Raw genomic sequence first — 18139 nt, forward strand, 5'->3', positions numbered from 1 at the left:
AAGCTCATGCGTACTATTAGCTGAAATTATCGTTCGTTTAACTACATAAATAAGTAGTAAGAAAGGCGTGTTTTTTTACACTTTTTAACAAATTGGATAAAAAACAAACAGTATGCATAAAAAAAGACGCGCCTATAAGCACGTCTTTTAATACACATAAAAATCTTATCACCTACTCAAGATCAAAACCAAAGTCACCTTCCATCTGTGCAGTAAGATATGCAAACACCACGTAAGCTGCTGTATTTTGATCAAGCGACTCCTTGTCTACTTTGTCAAAAGTATCGTCCGGTGTGTGATGATAATCAAAATAGTCGGTGCCATCCTGACGTAATGAAAACACTGAAATGCCATAGCCACGCAAAGGGATCAGATCTGGGCCACCGCCAGCGCGATTATTACCATAAGTAATACCTAACGGTTCCATCACTTTGACCATTTTCTCTACCACAGGAATCGCTTCCTGTTTCACACGCGAATCAAGGTGCCATATTTTACCCGCGCCAAAATCAGACTCAGCCGCGGTAATGATACGGTTCAATTCCTCTTTGTGTGCTCCTGCGTAAAACTTCCCGCCCACTAGACCTTGCTCTTCATTGGCGAACATAATGACACGAATTGACCGCTTAGGCCGCTCTGGCAAGCGTGCAATCAACTCAGCAGCGGCTACTGTGATACCAATGCCGGCACCGTCATCCAATGCGCCAGTGCCTAAATCCCAGGAATCCAGGTGCGCTGCCAAGATAACGTATTCTTCCGGCTTTTCAGAGCCACGAATTTCACCGATCACATTGTGCGAAGTGTAATCAGGGCCGTCTTGCGCGTCGATATCTAACTTAATGACTACCGGTTTACCACGACGAATCATATTTTCCAACAAGTCCGCATCAGGTGCTGATAAAGCTGCTGCCGGAATACGCTTCACACCCTCTTCGTAACGCATCATGCCGGTGTGCGCCATACGATGGCTGTCGGTACCAATAGAACGAATCAGAATCGCTTCAGCGCCCTTTTTGGCGGCTTCAACAGCACCACGACCACGTGCCGACACTGCTGGACCATAACCCGAACCATCACGGGCACGCTTCATACGATTTTTAATGAATACAATTTTGCCCTCTGCTACTCCCTCAGGTGCGCTAACCAAGTCTTCTAGGGTGTTAAATTCAACAATTTCTGCACTCAAGCCACCTTCTGGTGTACCAACACTGAAACCTAATGCCGTAATCACTAAAGGTTGCGGGTAGGGAGCGATAACTTCGGCTTTTTCAGTACCCCGCTTCCAAGTTGGGAAGGTAACGGGTTCAGTCCATACTTTGTCAAAACCAAGCTCTTCCAACTTAGCAACGCCCCATTTAACTGCCGCAGCATCGCCCGGAGTGCCCGCCATGCGTGGGCCAACTTCAGTGGTTAATGATTCAACCACTTTATAGCCAATAGAGCTTTTTAAAGCTTCATCACGTAACTCAGCTGCTATTTTCAAGTCCTTGTCAGCGACGGATGGCACCTGTGCCAGTGCTGATGCGCTCGCCAATAAGAACGCAGAAAAACCTATCAATGCTTTCATACTTTCTACCTATCTCCCCACCAATGGTTCACGTTAAAAAAGGTTTCGATTGACAGAGCAGACCAGTCATAGCTAGAGTGTTTCAATGCATCAATCGAGGACAAAAGATGAATACCATATACGAATACTCAGCCGTTTTGAACAATGGGCAGGAAGTTTCACTGGAGCAATACAAAGGAAAAGTGTTACTGATTGTAAATACAGCCAGTGCTTGCGGCTTCACTCCTCAATATGAAGGGCTACAAAAACTGTATGAACAGTACAAGGATCAAGGCTTGGAAATATTAGCCTTCCCCTGCAATCAGTTTAAAAGTCAGGAAAAAGGCAGTGATGAAGAGATAAAGAAATTTTGCGATCTAAACTTTAATATCAGCTTTCCATTATTCAAAAAAATTGATGTGAATGGTGATGATGCACATCCTCTCTATCAGCACTTAAAAAATGAAGCACCTGGCCTACTCGGCAGCAAAGCTGTTAAATGGAACTTTACAAAATTTTTAGTCGGTAAAGACGGTCAGGCCATTACTCGATTTGCTACAGCAACTAAACCAGAAGCATTAGAGGAACCTATTAAGGAAGCACTTAATGCCTAGTTTAAAAGACAAAGTTATTATCATTACTGGAGCCAGTCGCGGCATTGGTCGCGCCATGGCGATTCGCTTTGCTCAAGAAGGCGCCATTATCGTTATTGCCGCCAAGTCGGATCAGCCTCATCCGAAACTTCCCGGCACGATTCATACAGTGGCCAAAGAAGTTGAAGATGCGGGTGGTAAAGCAATTCCAGTGCAACTGGATGTCAGAAAAGAATTAGCAATAAAAAAACTGTGCGATCAAATCGGAGAACAATTTGGGCGAATTGATGCAGTGGTCAATAACGCAGGCGCTATAAGCTTAACGACTGTCGAAGATACCTCTCCAAAACGTTATGACTTGATGCAACAGGTTAACTCGCGAGCTGTTTATTGCTTCGCGCACTATGCTCTGCCCTATTTAAAAGAATCAGATAACCCGCACATATTAAGCTTGTCTCCACCGGTCAATTTAGACGTAAAATGGCTGAAGGATTACAGCCCTTATAGCTTATCAAAATACGGCATGAGCATTTTAAGTCGCGGTATTGCAGAAGAATTTAAGCCTTATGGTATCGCAGTGAATACACTCTGGCCAGAAACCTATATTGCAACGGCGGCCATTGAGTTTGCGGTGGGCAATAAAGACACCCTTAACTATGCGCGTAAACCTGAGATTATGGCTGACGCGGCCCATGTCGTCCTCACTCATCCCAGTAAGAATTATACGGGTTTATGGTTAATAGATGAGCAAGTTTTAAAAGCAGCAAAAGTCACTGACTTTAGCCAATATGCTTACAATTCTGACTTCGAAGGCCAGATCAAAAAGGATTTGTTTTTAGATTAATAAGCACTGTTAAGTGCGCAAAAAAAAGCGAGCTCAGGGCTCGCTTTTTTTATCAAATAGTAGCTTAGAATTTAAATTTAAAGCCTAAACCAATACCGTCAACTTCAACCCCATCTTTATCTAGATAGCGCATAAACTCTGCAGTGAAGTCCACACTGTCAGAAATAGCGAAATCAGCACCTAATCCATAAGACATATCAGACTCTGAGTCACTACCACCACCAGAAACTCCAACTTTAGTATTGGTGTAACCAACAATAGCATAAGGGTAGAAACCATCCGTTACCGGAATGCCGGCTCTTAAATATGCACCATAATAGTTTTCGATTTCGATGTCAGATCCAAACACTGTATCATCCTGAACACCTAGGCCAAGACGCAGTTCACCAGAAAAGTTTTCGTTAAAATAAGTACCGACTTTACCGTCTAACGTCGTCACATCCGCATCAAAAAAGCCTGCATCAAGGCTGTGTTGGGTTAGTCCAAAACCAAAGTAGTTACCTTCTTTAGCTTCTACAGCAGTCGCTAAGCTTAATGATGCAATAATTGCACCGGCTATCATTGTTTTTTTCATCACAAATTTCCTTCTGTTGTTTTAAATAAAGGTTCTTTACACGCGCTAGTTAAGCACTATGAAACTGAACGCAGTCTGAATTGTATAGCTAACTTTTGAATAATTACAATGATGTGTGGTTAAGGATGTGACTCGGCAATCGCAAAAGCCATCGCATGACTTTTTTCGTCTGAAATAGATAGATGAATTTTTGTAATCTTATTTTGCTTTGACCAAGCCTGGGCCTTACCCTCTAACGTGACAGCAGGCTTCCCTATGTCGTCATTAGTTATGACCAGTTGCACAAAATCAATGCCATTCCGCATGCCGGTTCCTAGTGCCTTGCTTACCGCTTCTTTGGCGGCAAAACGTTTAGCTAAGTAATTGATTTTATTCTTGGTAGCCTGATATATTTCTAACTCGGCAGAGGCCAGGATCCGTTCAGCAAACTTATCACCGTGACGCTCCATTGAGCGCTTAATGCGCTCAATGTCGACAATATCAGTGCCAACTCCAAATATCATAAGATTTCCTTACGCATTAAAGGGCCATTGACGCGCTTCAATCATCAGTTTCTTCATATCGGCAACCGCCTGATCCAAGCCACTAAAAACTGCCCGCCCAATAATCGCATGACCAATATTCAATTCAACAATTTCAGGGATAGCTGCTATTGGCTGAACATTATGGTATTGCAATCCATGTCCAGCATTGACCTGCAAACCTTCTGATACGGCATGTTCAACACCATGTTTCACTTTAACCAATTCAACCTTTTGCTGTTCGATGCTCTTAGCATCAGCGTAAGCACCAGTGTGAATTTCTATGAGCGGAGCTCCAGTCCTGGCAGCCGCATTAATTTGCTCTTCATCGGCATCGATAAACAAAGACACCTGAATGCCCGCTTCAGCCATACGATAGCAAGCCTCTTTAATTTTGCTTTCCTGACCTTTAACGTCCAGACCACCTTCTGTAGTAAGCTCTTCACGTTTTTCAGGAACCAAACAAACATAATGAGGCTTAATGCGTTCTGCTATGGAAAGCATTTCTTCAGTCACAGCCATTTCAAGGTTCATACGCGTTTGTATGGTACGAGCCAATACTTCCACATCACGGTCGGTTATATGACGGCGATCTTCGCGCAAATGAACCGTAATTCCATCGGCACCATTCTGCTCAGATACAAATGCTGCTTGAACCGGGTCAGGATAGTCGGTGCCACGCGCATTGCGCACCGTAGCGATATGGTCAATATTTACGCCAAGTAAAATTGGTTTTTTCATAATTTTTGCCGTTAATTTAATAAGTCTAACTTATCACGATTGTAATGAAGGATTGTCCTGACAACAATGAATTAAAGGTTATGTCGCTAATACTACGAGCACCTGGACTATGCTATGAAACCTAAGATTGCATGGCAAGGGTTTGTTGCAGAAGCTTTCGGCTATTGAGTTCTTTGCCGTTTAACAGCTGATCGATATTGAGTCGACATACTTTTCGCGCTAATGCTGGGGCACCGTTAACATGCCATTGGTGATCTGCCACTGCTAATATAATATTGCCTTCAGCTAACCAGGTTTCGCTGGGAGCTTGTAACTGAGGAATAAAGCCCTGTTCAGCTATAAACCCATAGGTCATGTTTTCTTCAATCGCATCACCATAAATATCATGCTGCCAGTCAACCGCGTAGCCGAGCACATCCAGTAATTCTAACTCAAACTCACGTAAAATCAGGCTGGGTTTGTCGCCAAGCTGTAAGTGTTGCAGGCTGGTTTTATAAAGATGAAAAATATCTGGGTGAGGATCCCATTGAATAAACAGACGCAGTAATAGTTCGTTAAGGTACAAGGCTGAAAGGCTGGCGATGCCGCTTAGACGATGGCTAAAACCATCCGCTTCGATCTGCTTTAAGGTTTTTAGCTCACTTCGCCCGAGCCAACTGACTTTTATCGGTTGAAAAGGTTGCAATAAAGCTCGGTAAGAATTCTTTCGATTACCACGTACACCTTTTGCTAAGACATTCACGCGGCCATTCTCTTCCGTGAACAACTCAACAATCAGGCTGGTTTCCTTAAAAGGTCTGGAATGTAAAACAAACGCTGCAGTGAGTTCTGAGTCTGCCATTAATGATCATCATAGCCCAAAGAGCGTAATGCTCGCTCATCATCGGCCCAACCGTCTTTGACTTTTACCCAAAGTTGCAGGAACACCTTGGAACCAAATAACTCTTCCATATCAATCCGAGCATCTTGACCGATTTGCTTTAAGCGCTGGCCTTGTTTACCAATGATAATCGCTTTCTGTCCTGCTCTTTCAACCAAAATTAAGCCATTGATGTGCAAAATGCCTTTCTCATCGGTTTTGAACTGCTCAATTTCTACAGTTGATGAATAGGGAATTTCTTCTCCCAAAGAGCGCATCAATTTTTCACGGATGAGTTCTGCCGCCATAAAGCGTTGACTGCGATCGGTTACATAATCCTCAGGGAAAAACAAATCACCTTTCGGTAGCCACTCTTTTATTTGTTTAACTAACGGCTCAAGGTTTTCGCCTTTTAACGCCGAACCTGGAAATACAGCATCAAAATCGAAACGTTCAGTAATTTTTGCCAGGTGTGGTAATAGCTGATTTTTATCCTGAATCTTATCAACCTTGTTGACGAACAGAATGGTTTTACAATTAGTCTGCTGTAGCTTTTCTAAAACCAGTTCATCGTCTTCGGTCCATTGCGTGCCATCAATCACAAAGATAACTACGTCAACATCAACCATTGAGCTGGAAGCTGCCCTGTTCATATAGCGGTTGATAGAGCGCGCTTCATTCTTATGAATACCCGGTGTGTCTACGAATAATATTTGCGCATCATCATCGGTATAAATACCTAAAATTCGATGGCGAGTCGTTTGCGGCTTGCGCGAAGTAATGCTCACTTTTTGGCCAAGAATATGGTTCATCAAAGTCGACTTACCGACATTCGGGCGTCCTAAAACAGCGGCATAACCACAACGAAAATTTTCATGCATAACTAATTACCATCTAATATGATTGCTAACGCTTTTTCTGCCGCTTGCTGCTCGGCATTGCGACGGCTCGAGCCCGAGCCATGAGTTTTAACTTTTTTCTCTGCTAAGATACAGGCCACATCAAACGTTTGCTTATGTGGATCACCTGTAACCTTCAATAATTCATAATCAGGCAGAGGAAGTTTTCGAGACTGGAGCCATTCTTGTAATTCTGTTTTAGGGTCTTTGTGTACTGCTTTCAGATCAATACTCTCTAACCTATTTTGATAGAGGTTCAAAATAATCTTCTTTGTAGCATCAAATCCAGAATCTTGATAAATCGCACCAATAATCGCTTCTAAGGCATCTGCAAGAATCGAAGCTCGGCGAAAGCCTCCACTCTTCAGTTCACCCTCACCCAAGTATAAGCACTCACCTAACTCGATATCTTTGGCTATTTCTGCCAACGTTTTACCTTTAACCAGACTTGCTCTTAAACGGGTCAGTTGACCTTCATCAGCCTTTTTCAGGTGAGAAAATAGATATTCGGCAATCACCATGCCAAGAATGGCATCACCCAGAAATTCGAGTCGTTCATTGTGCTTATTAGCGCCACTTCGATGAGTTAGCGCTAACTTTAAAAGAGAAGGGTCATTGAATTGATAGCCAAGACGATTACACAATCGTTCTATTAACAGTTTTTTTTGACTCATCTTGGCACTAAAAACCTTACTATTTAACTAAGCTTTTTGAAAAAGCTTCTACTTAAGTGGCACTTCGTTTTCAAACTCAAGTAGAGCAGTTATGTTTCCAAACAAAGGAATACGGCGTTCATACTTGACATAAAGTGCGCGCCCACCAGTAATATCTTTCACCTTCGCATCAGACGCTTTAATCGATGTAACGTCATTAACTGTAAACCGCCCCTCCAACAATCGTCGGATTTCACCAGTTGAACTATCGCCAACATTCTGCTCAGCAACAGATGACATTGAACTCTTGATGCTGAAGTATTCCAAATAGGCAGGCGTTAATTTAATAAGCATAAACATAAAAAACAGGACAATGGCCAATATAACGATCCAACCTGCACCTGTCATACCATCTTGATGTTTTCTGTTCAGCATTTCCCCATACTCCTTTGTCCTTCTCGCCGGATAACTTATTGTTTAGCAAGAATCACGTTAAACCACTGATATTACTTATTCAATAGAACCTACTCTAGCAAAAGATACGCCTTTTGGTAACTTTTTGCCAAATATTACTGGCTCATCTGTGAACTCTAAAAACAACCATTTGTATGCAGCGCGACCAATCAAAGCTTCTTCGTCGACAAACTCCCAGAATCGTGAGTCCATACTTGAGTCTCGGTTATCACCCATAACAAAATATTTGTTCTCGGGTACTACCGTTGACCATGACTGCTTGAGACTCTGTCTGGCACGCGCTCGCGGGTCAAGATAAAGAACTTGGTAGCTATTCTCGCCAAGACTTTCTCTATACAAGTCAAACACTTCTGCCTGCGGAACCAATTCCGGCACCTCATCTGAGACCAGCTCTGAACGAATCACAATCGGCTCACAGGCTTCACCTGCTTCACACTCTGGCGTGATTGTTAAGACACCACGACTCCACTCTAACCGGTCGCCGGGTTCGCCAATGATTCGCTTGATATAGGCAGTTTGTGGCTCATGCGGTGGATGGAATACAGCGACTTCTCCACGCTTAGGAGAGCCTGTTGGGATAATGGTTGTATTAAATCCTGGCATGCGAATGCCATAAGAAAACTTATTGACCAGAATAAAATCACCGTCATACAGACCTGGATTCATACTGCCGGAGGGAATACGGTAAGGTTCAAACAGAAAAGACCTGAGCAGGAGCACGACTAAAATAATCGGAAAAAACGAACGACTGATATCAATAAGCATTGGCATCTTTTCGTTGCCTTTTTCATCATACTCGATACCTTTAGCTTCTCGCTCCTTGCGCCACTTAAGTTTATCAATCAGTGTAACAACACCTGTAATCAGGGTTGCCAATAGCAGATAAAATCCAAAGTCGTAATAAATCATCAGGGCCTTCTTTTGTTATTTGTTGTCTTTGCCGACATGTAGAACCGCTAGGAAAGCCTCTTGTGGAATCTCAACTTTTCCCACCTGCTTCATGCGTTTTTTACCGGCTTTCTGTTTTTCCAATAGCTTACGCTTACGCGATACGTCACCACCATAACACTTTGCCAATACATTCTTACGTAAAGCTTTGACTGTCGAGCGTGCGATAACATGATTACCAATCGCCGCCTGAATGGCGACTTCAAACATTTGGCGAGGAATAATTTCCTTCATCTTCTCAACCAGCTCACGCCCTTTATAAGGCGCCTGTTCTTTATGTACGATCAATGCCAGGGCATCAACCGTTTCGCCATTGATCAGAATATCTAAGCGCACCAGCTGGTCAACCTGGAACCTTTTAAAGCTATAGTCCAGCGATGCATAGCCACGACTGACCGACTTTAGCCTGTCGAAAAAGTCGAGGACCACTTCATTCATCGGCATCTCATAAGTTAAAGCAACCTGGTTTCCAGCATAATGCATTTTTGTTTGCACACCACGCTTTTCGACACATAAGGTAATCACGCTACCCAGATGCTCTTGTGGTACTAAAATATTGGCTTCACAAATAGGTTCGCGGATCTCGTCAATATTAGAAAGCGGAGGCAACTTGGAAGGATTATCTACGTAAAGTGTTTCACCATCAGTGGTGGTTACTTCATAAACCACCGTCGGTGCTGTGGTAATTAAATCAAGATTATATTCACGTTCTAATCGCTCTTGAACGATTTCCATGTGTAACATGCCAAGGAAGCCACAACGGAAGCCAAAGCCGAGTGCTGTCGAGTTTTCAGGCTCATAAAACAATGAGGCATCATTCAAGCTCAATTTGGCCAAAGCATCACGGAACGACTCATAGTCATCCGAGCTAACAGGAAATAGACCGGCATAAACCTGTGGTTTAACTTTCTTAAAACCCGGCAACGGTTTTTCTGCTGGGGCTTTGGTCAGTGTGATGGTGTCACCCACTGGCGCGCCCTGAATCTCTTTAATACCGGCAATGATAAAACCGACCTCGCCAGCACGTAAAATCTCAGTATCGTTGCGCTTGGGGGTGAAAATGCCCACATGATCAACCACATGCGATTTACCTGTCGACATGACCTGCATCTTGTCGTTTTTGCGGATAGTGCCTTGCATGACGCGCACCAGCGACACCACACCAAGGTAGTTATCAAACCAGGAGTCGACAATTAATGCCTGTAGTGGCGCATCTGGATCACCCTTTGCTGGTGGAATATCGCGTACAATGCGCTCCAGCAGTTCATCTATACCAACACCGGTTTTAGCGCTACATTGGACCGCATCCATTGCCTCAATACCAACAATGTCTTCAATCTCTTGAATCACACGATCACAATCGGCGGCTGGTAAGTCAATTTTATTGAGTACAGGCACCACTTCCAGATCCTGTTCAATCGCGGTATAGCAGTTAGCAAGAGTTTGCGCTTCAACACCCTGCGCTGCATCCACCACCAACAAAGCACCCTCACAGGCCGCCAATGAGCGAGATACTTCATAAGAGAAGTCAACGTGTCCAGGCGTATCAATGAAATTTAACTGATAGGTGTGACCGTCTTTAGCTGTGTAATTCAGGGTCACGCTTTGCGCTTTAATGGTAATTCCGCGCTCACGCTCTAAATCCATGGAATCCAGTACTTGCTCCGCCATTTCCCTGTCAGTTAAACCGCCACAAGCATGGATCAAACGATCTGATAAGGTAGACTTACCGTGATCAATATGGGCAATAATAGAGAAGTTACGAATATAATCGGTGTAGGACATAGATGTTCCGCTGAATTCCTTCAAATGTTGATGAATTTGCTACTTTGAGCAGCATTGTTCGTTGCTTAGCTCAAAATAGCTTGCTACGCGTTGGCAGACTAGAGCCGACAGACCCTAGGAATTTAGCGGCCTATTGTAGCTGAAACAACTGAAAAGGCCAGCACTAGAAGCGCTGGCCTGTAAGAGTTTCTCTATTATAGCTCAATCACCAGAAAGTCACTGCCACGCCCCGGTCTGGCCACCAGCACAGCGACTTTGCCTCGCTCCGGCAAATCTGACAGCGCGGCCTGATAATCATCCATTGAACGGATCGGAGTGCGGTGTAGCTTCTGAATGATATCACCGCTTTGAATCCCTGCTTCTGCAGCCGGACTCTTATCCATCACTTCGCTAACCACCACGCCATGGCGAACTCCATAAGCTTCCTGCAAATCATCTCGTAATGCCTGTACTCGTATACCAAGCTGATTACGTCCACTATCCACGCTGACGATACGACCCGCTCCATCAGTAAGTACCGCATCAACCTCGCGCTCTTTACCGTTACGCACTATCTTCAACTTGGCCTTATCACCCGGCATTTTCTGCCCAATGTAATAAGGTAAGTCTTGAGCTTTACGTACCGGCTTACCATCGACGGCAATTACCACATCTCCTTCCTGCAATCTGGCCTTTTCTGCGGCTGAATCAGGGTAAATACGAGTAACCAGCGAACCACCCACCTCTTTGAGACCAAAAGCATCCGCTTTATCTTGATCCACTGGCCCAAACTGGACACCCAAATAGCCACGGTTGACCATTCCACTGTCCAGCAATTGCTGGCGTACATTATTGACTAAATCAATTGGAATGGAGAAAGACAGACCCGAGCTAACCATAGGATTAAAAATCATTGAGTTAATGCCAACCACTTCCCCTTTCAGGTTGACCAGTGGACCGCCTGAGTTTCCGCGATTGATAGCAACATCCGTTTGAATAAATGGCACATATTGCGAGCCAACTTCGCCGCGACCTTTGGCACTTACGATTCCCGCAGTGACCGTCTGCTCTAGATTAAAGGGTGCACCGAATGCAAGTACCCACTCACCGACTTTAAGCACATCTGAAGTACCCAGTTTCAGGGCTTTCAGTTTTTGCTTGCCGGGCTCAATTTTCAACAAGGCAACGTCGGTATTGGCATCGCTACCAACTACTTCAGCTTCAAACTCGCGACCATTGAACAGTTTAACGGTGACCTTGCTGCCATTATCAATGACATGATGATTGGTCAAAATGTAACCTTCATCATCAACAATGAAACCGGAACCGCCCGAACGTCCAGTCGTTCGCCCCCAGCGCACCAGATCTACCTGAATACTGACAACACTGGGCTGAACTTTTTCAACCAGCTCAGTAAATTCAGGAAAGGAAGCTCTCGCCGGCGAACTCAATGAGCTAGCTAGCAGAAATAACAATAGGATTAGTCCACTCGAATAAAAACGCTTCAGCATCATTAATACTCCCGCAACTTGTTTTATGACTACAAGTATTTAAATTATTAGCCGTTTCAAGGAAAGCCTCATAAAACGAGCAGGCTTGCCAAAAAATGCTACAGATTTAAAGGTTGGAAATATAATAAGGTAAACAGTTCCGACAGAGTCGTCAGTGGTTAGTCCAAGGTTGTTTCGATTTGTTTCACCACAATCGGTCTCTTTACAATTCTTAACAGAACCGGCTCCGTTTGGCCTTTGCGGGCCGCCGACTTGCTATAAAAGTGAGTAATCACAAAACCAATTGCCAGACCAACTACAGCAGCGAGAATAGAGCTCAACTCAGAAGGGTTAGCGAGCCAGAACTGCCAAACCAGCAAAGCAATGATCATGCTAATCAGCGGCACCAGGTACACCATAAAAGAAGCTCGAACCACCAGATCTTCAGGAATTCCAACTTCTACTTCATCATCTATATTGGCATTTATACGATTTTTCAAGGGGGTGACAAACACCTTATGAGAAAAAGCCTTGCTAACAATACCACTGCCACAAACCGAATTAACCTGGCAACTTGAACAGCCAGTTTTGCTCTGTGTTTGCACCCAGACAGTATCATTCTCTTTAGCCACAACACGGCCAAGTTCTGTCAACATATTGCTTTCTGTCATAAGAAAAGTGTCTTTTAGACTGAAGTTGCCATTTTACTGCAAACTGCCACGAAAAGCAGTGAAGGATCAAAACATAAACGAAAAAACAATCAGTCACTGGCTAAAAACAAAAAGCCGAAGTCAGACTTCGGCTTTTTGTAAGGTTGGATGTAGGAAGTTTTTTTATTGAGTGCCTTCTTGCTCAGATTCTTCGATTGCTTGTACAGGCTGCCCTTGCATCCCAGACTCTTGAGACAGCGGCTGTTCAGCTAACATAGGCACACTGACCGGAATCACTTTCTGGTTACTGACCACTTGTACGCTAGGTAGCAAACTAGAGTGTGATAAAGACTCATGCTTTAAGAACATGTCATGAATCGTTTGTAATTCTTGACGCTCAGCCATACTCAAGTTAGAAGCCTGTGTATGTGCAGTAATGGCATCACCAGAAGCTGGAGCATTGGTATTGGTCACTGCTGCTAAAGTCGTTGCTTGTGAATTGCCTGGCGATTGAGTACCCGCGTTGAAAAGCACCACCAAGGCCACTGAAGCAGCGATGGCATAACCTGCAAACTGTTTGAATGGGTTGGTTGGGAATGTAATGACGTTGGACTTGGGCTTCGCCGGGCTTGCTGTATGAGCAGGCTCATTAGCAATTTGCTCGTTGATACGGCTGGAAATATCCATATCCAGGTGCTGAGCCTCATCACGCAAAACCTGACCGATTAAATGATATCGGCTCCATAGCTGCATTTCCTCAGACTCAAGGGCGAAACTGCTTTCAGTTGCAAAAGCTTGAAGCTCGTTATCCACACATGCGGATACGCTTTGCTTATCTAAGCTTCCGGCAGCGCCTTTATCTAAATCGTTTTTATCCAACATTAAAATCCAACCTCTTAATTCCAACCACAAGCCTAAATATGCTACCTAAATACGCAAAATAGGGCATAACCCGCGACTCACTATCCATGCGTCAAATTGTCTTTTCAGAAAGGATAAAAGTACGTTTTCTCTAACCAAAAGCATTTGGCAGTTGCTTTCAACCCTACTCTGTTAGACATCAAGCAATCTCTAATTACTTGATTTTAAATGAAAAATTGATTTGAATACTGATTCAGCGATAATTCAGCTTGCCTCGTTCAGCTCAAATCCTATACACATTGACTGGGCTCTGTGTAAAAAGTTCAGCAGAAATGTAAAAAAGTTTGTATTTCCGCTGTTAACTTCATCCTGCTAGGAACGCCAACTCTGTTCCAGAAGCGGAGCAATTTTTTGATCAATCGCATCCCGCGCACGAAAAATGCGCGAACGCACCGTGCCGACCGGGCAATCCATAACCTCAGCAATTTCTTCGTAACTCAAACCGTCCATCTCTCTGAGAGTAATCGCAGACTTCAAATCTTCCGGCAATTCGTCTATGGTTTTGAAAATAATCGTCTGAATCTCATCACGGAACATGATGCGTTCAGGACTTCCGGTGTCGCGCAAAGCATCGCCACCTTCGTATTGTTCGGCTTCTACTGAGTCAATATCACTGCCAGGAGGTCTACGCCCTCTTGATACCAGATGATTTTTTGCGGTGTTAATCGCGATCCGGTACAACCAGGTATAAAAAGCACTATCGCCACGAAAACCTGGTAAGGCACGGTAAGCTTTAATAAAAGCTTCTTGTGAAATATCCGCCACCTCATGACTATCTCTGACATAGCGGGATATTAAATTCATGATTTTATGCTGATATTTCTTCACCAGCATATCGAAAGCACTCTTATCGCCTTCTTGAACACGCTTAACTAACTCTGAGTCTAAATCAGGCCCAGACATATAATCCCCTTTTTAATTGTTATCTTCTTTATGAAGTTGCTTGCAGGGCAAACATTGATTGATCAGGGTCATTCAACCCTTCGCTAACCAGCAAAAAAACTAACTGGCTATCGTGCGGTTATGATACAGTCCGCCAATATTAAACGGTATTCTGCTAGGAAAAAACTAAAGTTTCCAGTGACTTTCTAACAGAAGCGACAAACACAGACTCGGTTAACGGCAAAAAAGTTCCCAACTTTTATCATGGATATCGTGAAAAACAAAATTAATCCTACCCAGCAAACTACTGACGTGCTGGTTATTGGCAGTGGCGCAGCCGGTTTGTCAGTGGCCCTTCGCTTAGCGCACCTCGGCAAAATCACAGTTCTTAGTAAAGCTGAAGTCACCGAGGGCTCGACCTTTTATGCCCAGGGCGGTATTGCCGCAGTGCTGGATGAAAGCGACAGCGTTGACTCTCATGTAGAGGATACCCTAATTGCTGGCGCAGGTCTGTGCGATGAGAAGGCCGTTCGCTATACCGTCGAACATTCTCGCGAAGCCATTGAGTGGCTAATTGAGCGCGGTGTTATGTTCAGCAAAGAAGCAGAACAATATCACCTCACCCGCGAAGGTGGGCACAGTAAACGCCGCATCATTCATTCCGATGACGCTACCGGCAAAGCGGTTTCCACCACGCTGGTTTCCGCCGTCCTTAATGAACCCAATATCCATATTCTCGAACACTATATCGCCGTTGATATGATTACCGGCCAAAAGCTTGGTAACGCTGATAACCGCTGTCATGGCGCTTATGTACTAAACCTCAAAGAAGACCGCGTTGAAACTATCAGTGCCCGCTTTGTGGTGTTAGCTACCGGCGGTGCTAGCAAGGTTTATCTTTATACATCAAATCCCGATGTGGCCAGCGGCGATGGTATTGCTATGGCCTGGCGCGCCGGTTGTAGCGTGGCCAATCTCGAATTTAATCAGTTCCATCCAACCTGCCTGTATCACCCGCAAGCACGCAGTTTTCTGATCAGCGAAGCACTGCGTGGTGAGGGTGCGATATTATTGCGCCCCAATGGTGAACGATTCATGCCGGAATATGATGAGCGGGCAGAACTGGCGCCTAGAGATATTGTCGCGCGCACCATTGACCATGAAATCAAAAAGCACGGAATAGAATGCGTCTATCTGGATATTTCTCACAAAGACGAAGACTTTATTAAAAGCCATTTCCCCACCATTTATTCGCGTTGCCTTGAGTTTGGACTCGACATTACCAAAGACGCCATTCCTGTAGTTCCGGCAGCACATTACACCTGTGGTGGCGTACGCGTCGATCTAAACAGCCGTACTGATGTGGAAGGTCTTTATGCAATCGGTGAGGTGGCCTGTACCGGCTTGCATGGCGCCAATCGCATGGCCAGCAACTCATTACTCGAATGTCTGGTGTTTGCTCAGGCAGCAGCCAATGACATTGAAGCACAATGGGACCCCAGCCAGTCACCACCACAATTACCACCGTGGGATGAAAGCCAAGTCACTGACTCGGACGAAGAAGTTGTGCTGAGCCATAACTGGCACGAACTGCGTCAATTAATGTGGGACTATGTAGGTATTGTGCGCACCGATAAGCGTCTGCAAAGAGCACTTAGACGCATAGAACTACTGAAACAGGAAATCCACGAATACTACAGCAACTTCAAGGTCAGTAACGACCTGATCGAACTGAGAAACCTTGTTGTCGTAGCCGAGCTTATCGTACGCTGCGCCATGCAACGCAAAGAAAGTCGCGGCCTGCATTATACTTTAGACTACCCAGAGCTTGCTGACACTGCTGTAGACTCAAGTCTGAAGCCATAACGGCTAGTTCGACTCGAGCTGATCACGCTCTTCATTCCGATAAAACCGTAACACTCGAGATAGATGCCTAAAGTCTGTCTCGCTTACCGCATCCCGACAAATGAGTAGCCGCTGTCTTTTATGTGGAGAAAATCGACTCATGAACGATTGGTCGTCTTGGTCTTGTTCCAACTTATAATTCAACTTAATCCACCACGGCCACAACACATTATCATTAGCAAGCTCAATTGAATGCCTCTCTGTGTCTGACCCACTCTTTTCAACTAAATACCAACAGCCATCAACAAACTGAAGCTGTTGCACACCCTGATTGAGATGATTAAATGCCTTCTGTTGCCAAAGCACGCAAGGCAAAAAAACCAGCATCCCCACGAGTAACAGGATCAAGCTAGTCAGCAAAGCGTATTGTGAAAAAACGAATAGGCCAAATCCGGCGATGAATAAGGCCCAAAGGGCTATAAATACTCGAGGCAGCGTTTTGGATACTTGTATGTCAATAAATAAATTCATGTCACTCCCTGACATTAGCGTTAAATAAGACTCAACAAATCACTTAATCTGCTTGTTGATAAACTCCTTGATATCAGCAACAAAAGCTGCAAATTCGGGTTTAGGTGTTTCATAACCCATAATCCATGAATAGAGATCCGGATCGTCCTGCTCGAGGAAAATAGCGTATTCGGCAGACTTGGCATCATCAAAGTGACAAGCTTCTTGCTCTAGATAAGGAATCAGAACCACATCCAATTCCAACATCCCACGGCGGCTAGCCCAGTGTAATTTCTTTAGCTGTTCATCAATCATTGGCACAAACCTAAAATTGTTTCGCGGAATTATAACGGTAACGGTGCAAAACCGCTAAGAATGAGAGTAAAATTATCCCAGTTTTAAAGCAAAATAAGCATTCAACTATGAATTTTACCAATCAAGACGCAATGCAGCACATCACACAACTTCAAAATATTGCTTGCGAGCTCGGCCATTACGGCATTATTCGAGTGCATGGCGAGGATGCCAAGAAATTTCTACAGGGCCAATTAACCTGCGACATAGAAAACGTCACAGATGAGTGCGCCAGCCTTGGCGGCCTCTGTAATGTTCAAGGGCGCCTGCATGGTATCTTTTTCACCATTAAATATGGTGATGATTATTTACTGTTAGTCCCCAAACAAGGGCTTGAGCACTTGCTGAACAAGCTCAAAATGTACGCCGTGTTCTTTAAAGTGGAACTAACGGATGCCAGCCTCGACTTTCAAATTTGGGGCCATACCCAAAAAGGGGCAACTGCCAACTTTGCTGAGGATATGAGTTTGGTTGTCACCCGCGATAATGGAGTCACCGAAGTTCACTTGAACAGCCTCTTCAACGCATCCTTTATGATAGCTGAGAAAGAACATGGCAGTGCCATCATCAAGGCGCTGGAAGGCACCACATTGGCGGACGTCAATGCCTGGGATTACATCGAGATTCAGGCACATATTCCGTTAGTTCTTGAAGAAACTATTGAAGAATTATTACCTCACTTTGTCGGCCTGCACCTGGTTGGCGGCGTCAGTTTCGACAAAGGTTGTTATACCGGCCAGGAAATCGTCGCCCGGATGCATTATCGTGGCAAACTAAAAACTCACGCTCTGCTTGCTTACTCTAAAGACACGGCAACATTAACACCGGGAGATAAGGTTCTAAACGCAGAAGATAAAGCGGTGGGTGATGTTATACGTTCGACTGTTTTTGATGGCAAAACTTATGCCTTAATCAGCCTTGCGGATAAAGCTTTAGAAAGCCCGTTAAGCATCAATAATGCAGAGTTTGAAATTCTTGACTAGCTCTTGTTTTAGATGATTGATTCATACCTTTAGAAAAAAACAGGGCCAAAAGCCCTGTTTTTTTTGCTTGAAAAAGTTGATCAGAATA

General features: G+C 44.4%; 20 protein-coding genes. 4 read left to right on the forward strand and 16 right to left on the reverse strand.

Features of this window, described 5'->3' with window-relative positions; all coding sequences use genetic code 11:
- Positions 1-172: 172 nt before the first annotated feature.
- Positions 173-1567, reverse strand: coding sequence for a M28 family peptidase (locus ACN0VI_RS11140; RefSeq protein WP_417446850.1), 1395 nt, complete (start codon positions 1565-1567; stop codon positions 173-175).
- Between the two features lie 107 nt (positions 1568-1674).
- On the opposite strand from ACN0VI_RS11140, the gene ACN0VI_RS11145 reads away from it, so the two are divergent.
- Both ACN0VI_RS11145 and ACN0VI_RS11150 read left to right on the forward strand, forming a co-directional pair.
- Positions 1675-2160 carry a glutathione peroxidase gene (locus ACN0VI_RS11145; protein WP_417446851.1) on the forward strand — a complete coding sequence of 162 codons (486 nt, stop codon included), beginning with the start codon at positions 1675-1677 and terminating at the stop codon, positions 2158-2160.
- Positions 2153-2983: an SDR family oxidoreductase gene (locus ACN0VI_RS11150; RefSeq protein WP_417446852.1), complete on the forward strand. Its 831-nt coding sequence runs from the start codon at positions 2153-2155 to the stop codon at positions 2981-2983. Before ACN0VI_RS11145 ends, ACN0VI_RS11150 begins: the two co-directional genes overlap by 8 nt.
- A 64-nt stretch (positions 2984-3047) precedes the next feature.
- Here ACN0VI_RS11150 and ACN0VI_RS11155 read toward each other — a convergent pair whose 3' ends face one another.
- The 13 genes from ACN0VI_RS11155 to rpoE all read right to left on the reverse strand — a co-directional run bounded on the left by ACN0VI_RS11155 (position 3048) and on the right by rpoE (position 14380).
- Complete coding sequence (locus ACN0VI_RS11155; RefSeq protein WP_331890749.1) at positions 3048-3557, reverse strand: porin family protein; 510 nt, start codon at positions 3555-3557, stop codon at positions 3048-3050.
- Positions 3558-3676: 119 nt separating this feature from the next.
- Positions 3677-4060, reverse strand: coding sequence for a holo-ACP synthase (gene acpS, locus ACN0VI_RS11160; protein WP_331890747.1), 384 nt, complete (start codon positions 4058-4060; stop codon positions 3677-3679).
- Between the two features lie 9 nt (positions 4061-4069).
- On the reverse strand, positions 4070-4819 hold the full coding sequence (gene pdxJ, locus ACN0VI_RS11165) for a pyridoxine 5'-phosphate synthase (protein ID WP_331890746.1): 750 nt from the start codon (positions 4817-4819) through the stop codon (positions 4070-4072).
- A 121-nt stretch (positions 4820-4940) separates the two neighbouring features.
- Entirely contained in the window at positions 4941-5660 is a 720-nt protein-coding gene (gene recO / locus ACN0VI_RS11170) for a DNA repair protein RecO (protein ID WP_417446853.1), read from the reverse strand.
- Entirely contained in the window at positions 5660-6559 is a 900-nt protein-coding gene (era, locus tag ACN0VI_RS11175; RefSeq protein WP_331890743.1) for a GTPase Era, read from the reverse strand. Before era ends, recO begins: the two co-directional genes overlap by 1 nt.
- A 2-nt stretch (positions 6560-6561) precedes the next feature.
- On the reverse strand, positions 6562-7251 hold the full coding sequence (gene rnc, locus ACN0VI_RS11180) for a ribonuclease III (RefSeq protein WP_417446854.1): 690 nt from the start codon (positions 7249-7251) through the stop codon (positions 6562-6564).
- A gap of 48 nt (positions 7252-7299) precedes the next feature.
- Positions 7300-7665, reverse strand: a complete 366-nt coding sequence (locus ACN0VI_RS11185) for a DUF4845 domain-containing protein (RefSeq protein WP_331890741.1) — start codon at positions 7663-7665, stop codon at positions 7300-7302.
- A 75-nt stretch (positions 7666-7740) separates the two neighbouring features.
- Entirely contained in the window at positions 7741-8613 is an 873-nt protein-coding gene (gene lepB, locus ACN0VI_RS11190; protein WP_417446855.1) for a signal peptidase I, read from the reverse strand.
- A 15-nt stretch (positions 8614-8628) separates the two neighbouring features.
- Positions 8629-10437, reverse strand: coding sequence for a translation elongation factor 4 (lepA, locus tag ACN0VI_RS11195; RefSeq protein ID WP_331890739.1), 1809 nt, complete (start codon positions 10435-10437; stop codon positions 8629-8631).
- 194 nt (positions 10438-10631) lie between these two features.
- Complete coding sequence (locus ACN0VI_RS11200) at positions 10632-11930, reverse strand: trypsin-like peptidase domain-containing protein (RefSeq protein ID WP_417446856.1); 1299 nt, start codon at positions 11928-11930, stop codon at positions 10632-10634.
- Positions 11931-12085: 155 nt separating this feature from the next.
- Complete coding sequence (locus ACN0VI_RS11205; RefSeq protein WP_331890737.1) at positions 12086-12577, reverse strand: SoxR reducing system RseC family protein; 492 nt, start codon at positions 12575-12577, stop codon at positions 12086-12088.
- 162 nt (positions 12578-12739) lie between these two features.
- Complete coding sequence (locus tag ACN0VI_RS11210) at positions 12740-13438, reverse strand: sigma-E factor negative regulatory protein (RefSeq protein WP_417446857.1); 699 nt, start codon at positions 13436-13438, stop codon at positions 12740-12742.
- Between the two features lie 351 nt (positions 13439-13789).
- On the reverse strand, positions 13790-14380 hold the full coding sequence (gene rpoE / locus ACN0VI_RS11215; protein ID WP_331890735.1) for an RNA polymerase sigma factor RpoE: 591 nt from the start codon (positions 14378-14380) through the stop codon (positions 13790-13792).
- 243 nt (positions 14381-14623) lie between these two features.
- Between rpoE and nadB the strand changes: the two genes are divergently transcribed.
- Entirely contained in the window at positions 14624-16225 is a 1602-nt protein-coding gene (nadB, locus tag ACN0VI_RS11220) for an L-aspartate oxidase (RefSeq protein ID WP_417446858.1), read from the forward strand.
- Between the two features lie 3 nt (positions 16226-16228).
- Here the strand turns inward: nadB and ACN0VI_RS11225 are convergent, their stop codons facing one another.
- Positions 16229-16735 (reverse strand): protein YgfX, encoded by a 507-nt coding sequence (locus ACN0VI_RS11225; RefSeq protein ID WP_417446859.1) that lies wholly within the window; start codon positions 16733-16735, stop codon positions 16229-16231.
- A 39-nt stretch (positions 16736-16774) separates the two neighbouring features.
- Entirely contained in the window at positions 16775-17029 is a 255-nt protein-coding gene (locus ACN0VI_RS11230; protein WP_331890732.1) for a succinate dehydrogenase assembly factor 2, read from the reverse strand.
- A gap of 107 nt (positions 17030-17136) precedes the next feature.
- Between ACN0VI_RS11230 and ACN0VI_RS11235 the strand changes: the two genes are divergently transcribed.
- On the forward strand, positions 17137-18051 hold the full coding sequence (locus tag ACN0VI_RS11235) for a folate-binding protein YgfZ (protein WP_331890731.1): 915 nt from the start codon (positions 17137-17139) through the stop codon (positions 18049-18051).
- Positions 18052-18139: the final 88 nt, after the last annotated feature.

Source organism: Kangiella sp., from assembly GCF_048265365.1.
In the GTDB taxonomy this organism is placed as follows: domain Bacteria; phylum Pseudomonadota; class Gammaproteobacteria; order Enterobacterales; family Kangiellaceae; genus Kangiella.